This window comes from Streptomyces sp. NPDC059853 (assembly GCF_042731495.1).
In the GTDB taxonomy this organism is placed as follows: domain Bacteria; phylum Actinomycetota; class Actinomycetes; order Streptomycetales; family Streptomycetaceae; genus Streptomyces.
Window position 1 is genome coordinate 46,665 of record NZ_JBHWJL010000004.1, and the last position, 6,435, is coordinate 53,099.

A 6,435-nucleotide genomic window follows, 5' to 3' on the forward strand; every position below is an offset into this window, starting at 1 on the left:
TCCGGGGGACACCATGGCCCAGCAGGACCCGGCTCCACCGCCCGCCCGCGCCCCGCGCACCCGCCGGCTGCTGGCCTGGCTGCTGGACTTCACGGTGATCCTCGCGATCGCCGCGCTGCTCGGCTGGCTCACGTTCAACCGGATCAGCGCCAAACTGACCGGCGTCCCGGGCCTGGTGGGCATCTCCGCCTGGCAACTCGTCACCTCCGGCGGTGACCTGGTCGGCGCGGCCCAGGGCGTCGGCTCCTCCCTGTGGCGCTCCTCGGTGCGCGCGGTGTGGCAGGGCTTCGCCGGACTGGTGGTGTTCGCGTTCGCCTACCGGTTCGCGTCCCTGGCCCTGATGGGCCGCACCCCCGGCCAGGCGCTGCTGGCCCTGCGCGTGACGGGCCTCCGCGACGGCGAGCGCCCCACCCGCGCCACGATGGCCACCCGGGCGGCGGCCGGCACCCTGGTGGACGTCGGCTGGTACGCGCTGGCCTGCTGCCTGCTGGTGGGCGGCGCGATCGGCCTGTCGGTGCTGTGCTGGATCCTGGCGGTGGCGGTCTTCGGCCTCAGCGCGCTGCTCGCCCTCGCCGGGCCCCGCCGCTCGCTGGCCGACCGGGCGGCGGGCACCACCGTCGTCAGCGTCTTCCGGATCACGACCGTCTGGACCCGGCTGTCCGCCACCGTACGGCGCCGCGCCCCCGACGAGGAACAACCGCCGCTGGCCCCCGTCGCCTGATCCCCCATCACCCGCACGGCCCGGTGCGCTTCCCCGCGCCACCGGCCGGGCGGGCCTACGGTGCCCCCGTGACGGCCACCGAACTGCTGCCCATCATCGCCCTCTTCTCCCTGGTCTCCGTCGAAACCAGCGGCTTCATCCTGCTGCGCTTCATCAACGCGAACCGCCAGGACCTCGGCCCCGCGCGCGAACAGTTCTTCCGCGCCGGCCACGCCCACGCCGGGGTGCTGCTGATCCTGTCGCTGGTCTACTACCTGTATCTGGACCGCACCGACTGGGGCGGCTTCCTCCAGTGGCTGTTCGGCATCATGCTGCTGGTCGGCCTGCTCGCCCTGTCCGGCGGGTTCCTCGTCCACATGCTGTACGGAGCGCCCGAACGCACCACGCCCGGCATCATCCTGACCCGCGTCGGCGGCCCGCTCATCGCCGCCCCGCTCGTCGCCCTGGCCATCGGCCTGATCCAGGCCCTGTGAGGCCGGTCCGCCCCGGTCAGCCGAACCGCGCCTGCTGAAGGCCGGCTGTCCGGCCGGGTTACGTCCGGATCCGGACGATGACGGCGGAGGCGGTGGCACCGTCCGCCGATGACCGGGCTGCGCCGGAAGGCGTCACGTTCCCCGGCCGCCCCGCCGACAGGATGAGAGCGACAGCGGCCGGTTGCGGTAGCCCTCGGCCGCGTCCGCTGTGCGACGGCCGGAGGCTGTCAGAGGCCGACCCTCAACAGCAGTTCGCTCAGCTGGTCCGGCATGGTGATCATGCAGTCGTGCCCGGTCGGCAGCTCCCACACCTGGGCCGGGGAACCATTGGGCTGCAAGGCGGGGACAGGTCGCCGGGCGATGCCTTCCGGCTTCACGGCGCAGTGGATGTGCGTGCGGGGAATCGCGTCCACGGCCGGGTTGTCCAGCCGCACCGGCTGCCGCAGGCAGCCCACCGGCTGATCGGTGAGCATCGTGCGCAGCCACGCGACGTCCGCCGGGTCGGTGACCCCGAACAGACCGAAGGGCGGCGGCATCTCGGGCAGCGGCGGGATGCGCCAGCCGCTGCCGGACGCCTCGGCCCGGTCGATCAGTTGCCGGGTCACGGGCTGGACGTCGATGGCCGCCTCGCCGTGTTCCGGGACCATCGCGTCCAGGTACACCATGTGCGCGATGCGTTCCGGCACGTCGTTGGCGACGGACGAGATCACCAGGCCCGCGTAGCTGTGCCCCACGAGCGTCACCTCGGTCAGCTCCTCCTCGTGGAGGAGCTTGACGATGTCCTCGACGTGCGTGTCGAGCCCCACCTCGGGGCTGAGCAGGTGCGCCTTGTCGCCGTAGCCGGTCAGCGAAGGCGCGTACACGCGGTGTCCGGCCGACTCCAGCAGCGGCACCACCCGGTCCCAGCACCGACCGCTGTGCCAAGCGCCATGGATCAGCAGAAACGTTGACATGAGGGAAACAGTCTTCCTATCCGGGGAGGGCGAGGCGCGGAGACATCATGGTTCCGATCCGTTCCTCGGTACCCTTTGAGAACCGATGCCATCGTGCTGCACCCGCCGCATAAAGCGCAATAAGGCACATTTCGGTGCCCCGGTTCTCTGGAGGTAACCATGAACCCAGTCGACGGTGAGTCACAGCCGACCCGTCAGGAGGACCCGTGCCGCACCCGCGAAGTGCTGGACATCGTCGGTGACAAATGGGCACTACTGGTGGTGCGCACCCTCAGTCAGGGGCCACGCCGCTTCACCGAACTCAAGCGAGCGATCGACGGAATCAGCCAGCGCATGCTCACCGTCACCCTGCGTGACCTGGAACGGGACGGAATCCTCACGCGGACGGTCCGCAACGTCATGCCACCGCACGTCAGCTATGAACTCACCCCGATGGGCATGACCCTTCGGGAGGCCACCGCACCGCTGCTGGAGTGGAGCGTCCTGCATCTCCCGCGCATCGACGCCGCCCGCGCCGCGTACGACGCCCGCCCGGACGCGTAGAGGCTGCGCCGCACGCGAACGGGCCCGGTACGCGTCCCCCACCGCCCCCGCGCCGCCACGTCCTCCGCTCAGGTCTCCCCCCTGCCCCTGCCCCACCCCAGGTACGGCGCGGACGCACGCGCCCGGTGATCGCCGTCAGTCATCCCCCCACTCCTCACCGGCTCCGGACCGCGCGCCCCGTCGCGCTCCACGGTAGGTCGCCCGCCCGGGGGTCGCCTGAAACCGCAGCTCAAGAGGACGGCCCTCCCCATGGGTGTGGGAAGGGCCGGTTGCGCGCCGGAGCGCAGCTACAGCGTTCCTTCGTTCACAGCCTGGCAGAAGTCACCCCACTGGCCGGCGGAGCAGCGCAGGGTTCCCCTGGCCGGGTCCTTCGAGTCCCGGACAGCGATGCCACCCGGCAGGCCGGCGACCTCAACGCAGTGCTCCCCGCCGTTGCTGAACGACGACGTGTACCAAGCGGCGTCGCTGAGGTCGGAGGCATACAGATCGCCTGTGTTCATGTCCGGATCCTCCGCAGCGGCTTCTCTCAGCCTTCGCTAGCTGCCCTGGAGCACCGGCTACGACCCGTACGACCGGATTCCTACCCGGTGAGATCGGCTGAGCCACGGCACGAAAAGGCCATGACACGGGCGCTGTTGATGCACGTCTGCCGCCTCACCGGAGTCGGACGACTCAAGGTGTGCGCACCTGCCGCGCGTTCTCAGGGCCCCAGCCGCGCGTTCTTCACTGCCCGTATGAAGTTGCTCCATGAGATCGGGTCGGACACGAGCGCTCCTCTGGCACGGTCTTTGCTGTCTCCTACGGCGAGGAACCCTTCCTCCGTGAACTGCACCTCGACGCACTGGCCTCCGTTGTCGGCACTGTACGAAGAACTGCGCCACCGATGTGCGGGCAGGTTATGCCGGACCATGAGATCCCTCAGACTTCTCTCTCCAGGTCCCGCGAGAGTCGCGAGATGAGTGACATGGATTGCCGAGACGATAGGGCCGAGGCTCTGAGCTGGTCAAAGGCCCGGTGGTATCGCCCGACACTGGCATCGTCCTCCAGGTACAGGGCGCCGTCCAGGTAGTCCACGGTCACGACGTCCAGGTGCAGCGGATCGGGATAGGAGTACACGCTGAAGCCACCGTCGAGTCCCGCGTGCCAGCCCTGGCCGAAGGGGATCACCTGAATCGACAGGTCCGGCGGGGAGTTGATCTCCAGCAATCGGTCCAGTTGCCCCTTCAGGGCGGACGCGCCGCCGACACGTCGGTGCAAGACCGCCTCGTCCAGCAAACACACCAGTTGGGGCGCGGTTGCTCGACGGAGGATCGCCTGTCGTGCCATGCGCATCTCGACCCAGTGCTCGACTTCTGCCTCAGTAGCCGTTCTCTCCGCACTCCGGATGACCGAGCGGGCGTACTCGGTGGTCTGGAGCAGTCCCGGCACCAGTAGTGGCTGGAAGGCGAGTATGCGAGCGGCGTCGTCCTCCAGGTCCATCCGTTCTTCGAAGTGCGGATGAAGGTCCTGGCTGTACTGATGCCACCACCCCTTCCGCCTGGTCTGCTTGGCCATGGCAACCATCGCGGTGACGACCTGTTCGTCGCTGACCCCGTACAGGCTCAGCAAGGCCTCCAACTCCAGTCGGCGGATGGAGGCAAGGCCGTTCTCGATCCTGCTGATCTTGGGCTTGTCGGCGTCGATCCGGCGGGCTGCGTCTTCCATCCGTACACCGGCCGCCTCACGGAGTCGGCGCAACTTCCCACCAAGCCGCCTCAAACGCACCCGAGGTCGCGGACGTGCTGCCATGTCATTCGCTCCTTCGCCTGCCATCTGGAGGCCGAACCGGTGAAACCTCGGACACAGAGCGTATCTGCTTCCTGTCCGATGCCATCTAACAACGTTGTTAATTTGCCTGGTTGCAAAATCCGGATGTTGCCTGCACTCTAAGCCGTAGCGACACAGCGTGCCTTCGGGGTGACTGTTGGTGGTGCCCCTCTTGGCGACAGGGTCGCGCCTACCGCCTGGAGGGTGCCGTGAGCAGTTCCGTACGAGTGGCCTACGACCAGAACGTGTACGGGCAGTCGTTAAGGGCCGATGGCCGCAGCATCGAGTGGTGGCGGCGGGAAGCGGCTGAAGTGTTGCTGGCCTGGGGTGGGTCGGCGGGGGCGGTCGAGCTGGTGCGGTTGGGGGTCAGTGAGTTGCTGTCCAACGTCATCCGGCATGTGGCCGAGCCCCGTTGCTACCTGCGGATCGTCCGGATCGGGAGCGAGGTCACGGTGCAGGTCTTCGACCGTTCCGTCGAGATGCCCGTCATCGGGGAAGCGCCCGACTGGGACGCGGAATCCGGGCGCGGGTTGTGGCTGCTGCGGGAGATGGCCACCCGCTTCGGGTGCGAACGCACCGGGCACTGCGCCGGGAAGATCGTCTGGTTCAGCTGCGACCTGTTCGGGGACCCGCGATGACCGCGCACGAGACCAGTGAGCCGCCGCAGTGGGTCACGGTGACCCTCGACGTTCCGGTGCAGCGGGTCCGGGAGTGGGACCGGATCGAGGTGGGGGGCCGGACGGAAAAGGTCGAGTCGGTGACCGTGCTGCACAACGGGCGGCGGCTCAACTTCATCCGGGGCGGGCGGCTGACGCTCAGCACCGGACGGATGCTCACCGTCCGCCGGACCGTCGACGGACGGCGTACCGAAGAACCACCGCACGGAAGCCGACGCGCATGACCGTTCCCACCCCCCTCGCCTGGCTGCACGCCGGGGAGTTCACCGGCTGGGCGCAGGCCGGCCGGTGCTCCATGTGCCGCACCGACGACGTACCGGTCCTGTGGGCCGGGTCCGTGGTCGCCGACGGCCGCGCCCGGGCCGTCCGGGCCTGCGGCTCCTGCCTCGCCACCCTGCGCGCGTTCGTCCGGGGCGAGCAGGACGGCCCCTGCGCACCGACCCGGCACACCACCGGCGAGTTGCGGCGGACCGCCCCGGTCGCAGGCCGCCGTACCGCTGCGGACCGGGCGTTCTCCACCATCACCGTCCTCGGCCTCGCCTCGCTCGCCGCGAGTGTGGCCAGCGCCTGGTGGACGGTCCGGTGATCCCGGACAACCGGCCTCCGGTGAGCCACAACCGTTGGTTGTGGCTCCCTAGGATCCAGTCGTGGACACCGAAGCACTGCGATCATTCGTCCGGGCCGCCGAGCTCGGCCAGTTCCGGCACGCCGCCGACGAACTGGGCGTGACCCAGCAGGCGATCTCCAAGCGGATCGCCGGACTGGAACGCGAACTGGAAGTACGTTTGTTCACCCGCACCGCACGCGGCGTCGAACTGACCCGGGACGGACACACCTTCCTTCCCCACGCACGTGGCGTCGTCGCGAGCGTCGAACGCGCCCTGACCGCCGTCCGGCCCGGCACCCGCGCCCTCCGGATCGACGTCCTCGGCCTGCGCACCGCGCAGGCCGTCATCCTCCACGAGTACTGGCGCTCCCGCCCCGGCAGCCGGATCGACGTGGTCACCCTCAAGGTCACCGACCCGTGGGAGGCGGTCGCCGCCGTGGCGGCGGGCGAGGTCGACGCGACGTTCCGGACGGTCACCGACCCGGCCGGGCTGCCGCCCGGCATCCGGATGCGGCACGCGTTCGACTCCCCGGTGGAACTGCTCGTCGGCCCGAAGCATCCGCTCGCCGACGCGACCAGCCTGACCCCGCACCAGTTGCGCAAGCACCGCATCTGGGTGCCGGGCATCGCGCCCGGCAGCGAATGGGCCGATTTC

11 protein-coding genes are annotated in these 6,435 nt (G+C 69.6%); 7 read left to right on the top strand and 4 right to left on the bottom strand.

Translation table 11 applies throughout. The annotated features are described in order from the left end of the window. The first annotated feature begins 13 nt into the window (after positions 1–13). Together ACFV5N_RS01010 and ACFV5N_RS01015 are read left to right on the top strand one after the other, a co-directional pair. Entirely contained in the window at positions 14–721 is a 708-nt protein-coding gene (locus ACFV5N_RS01010; RefSeq protein WP_385592357.1) for an RDD family protein, read from the top strand. Between the two features lie 68 nt (positions 722–789). Continuing rightward, positions 790–1,194 carry a hypothetical protein gene (locus tag ACFV5N_RS01015; protein ID WP_385592359.1) on the top strand — a complete coding sequence of 135 codons (405 nt, stop codon included), beginning with the start codon at positions 790–792 and terminating at the stop codon, positions 1,192–1,194. Positions 1,195–1,421: 227 nt separating this feature from the next. On the opposite strand, the gene ACFV5N_RS01020 is transcribed toward ACFV5N_RS01015, so the two are convergent. Next, a complete protein-coding gene (locus tag ACFV5N_RS01020; RefSeq protein WP_385592361.1) occupies positions 1,422–2,147 on the bottom strand; it encodes an alpha/beta fold hydrolase in 726 nt (241 codons plus the stop codon). 159 nt (positions 2,148–2,306) lie between these two features. On the opposite strand from ACFV5N_RS01020, the gene ACFV5N_RS01025 reads away from it, so the two are divergent. Next, on the top strand, positions 2,307–2,690 hold the full coding sequence (locus ACFV5N_RS01025) for a winged helix-turn-helix transcriptional regulator (RefSeq protein WP_385592362.1): 384 nt from the start codon (positions 2,307–2,309) through the stop codon (positions 2,688–2,690). Positions 2,691–2,977: 287 nt separating this feature from the next. Here the strand turns inward: ACFV5N_RS01025 and ACFV5N_RS01030 are convergent, their stop codons facing one another. From ACFV5N_RS01030 to ACFV5N_RS01040, 3 genes are all read right to left on the bottom strand, one after another. Further along, positions 2,978–3,190, bottom strand: a complete 213-nt coding sequence (locus tag ACFV5N_RS01030) for a DUF397 domain-containing protein (protein WP_385592364.1) — start codon at positions 3,188–3,190, stop codon at positions 2,978–2,980. 200 nt (positions 3,191–3,390) lie between these two features. Beyond that, positions 3,391–3,600, bottom strand: a complete 210-nt coding sequence (locus ACFV5N_RS01035; RefSeq protein WP_385592366.1) for a DUF397 domain-containing protein — start codon at positions 3,598–3,600, stop codon at positions 3,391–3,393. Positions 3,601–3,608: 8 nt separating this feature from the next. Next, complete coding sequence (locus ACFV5N_RS01040; RefSeq protein ID WP_385592367.1) at positions 3,609–4,502, bottom strand: helix-turn-helix domain-containing protein; 894 nt, start codon at positions 4,500–4,502, stop codon at positions 3,609–3,611. A gap of 203 nt (positions 4,503–4,705) precedes the next feature. Here ACFV5N_RS01040 and ACFV5N_RS01045 point away from each other — a divergent pair, with 203 nt between their 5' ends. The 4 genes from ACFV5N_RS01045 to ACFV5N_RS01060 all read left to right on the top strand — a co-directional run. Next, a complete protein-coding gene (locus tag ACFV5N_RS01045; RefSeq protein ID WP_078575890.1) occupies positions 4,706–5,134 on the top strand; it encodes an ATP-binding protein in 429 nt (142 codons plus the stop codon). After that, positions 5,131–5,397 carry a hypothetical protein gene (locus tag ACFV5N_RS01050; protein WP_385592370.1) on the top strand — a complete coding sequence of 89 codons (267 nt, stop codon included), beginning with the start codon at positions 5,131–5,133 and terminating at the stop codon, positions 5,395–5,397. Before ACFV5N_RS01045 ends, ACFV5N_RS01050 begins: the two co-directional genes overlap by 4 nt. Beyond that, positions 5,394–5,759, top strand: coding sequence for a hypothetical protein (locus tag ACFV5N_RS01055; protein WP_385592371.1), 366 nt, complete (start codon positions 5,394–5,396; stop codon positions 5,757–5,759). The genes ACFV5N_RS01050 and ACFV5N_RS01055 overlap by 4 nt, the downstream gene beginning before the upstream one ends. Positions 5,760–5,820: 61 nt before the next feature. Further along, positions 5,821–6,435, top strand: a 615-nt coding sequence (locus tag ACFV5N_RS01060) for a LysR family transcriptional regulator (RefSeq protein WP_385592373.1), incomplete at its 3' end; no start/stop codon positions are given.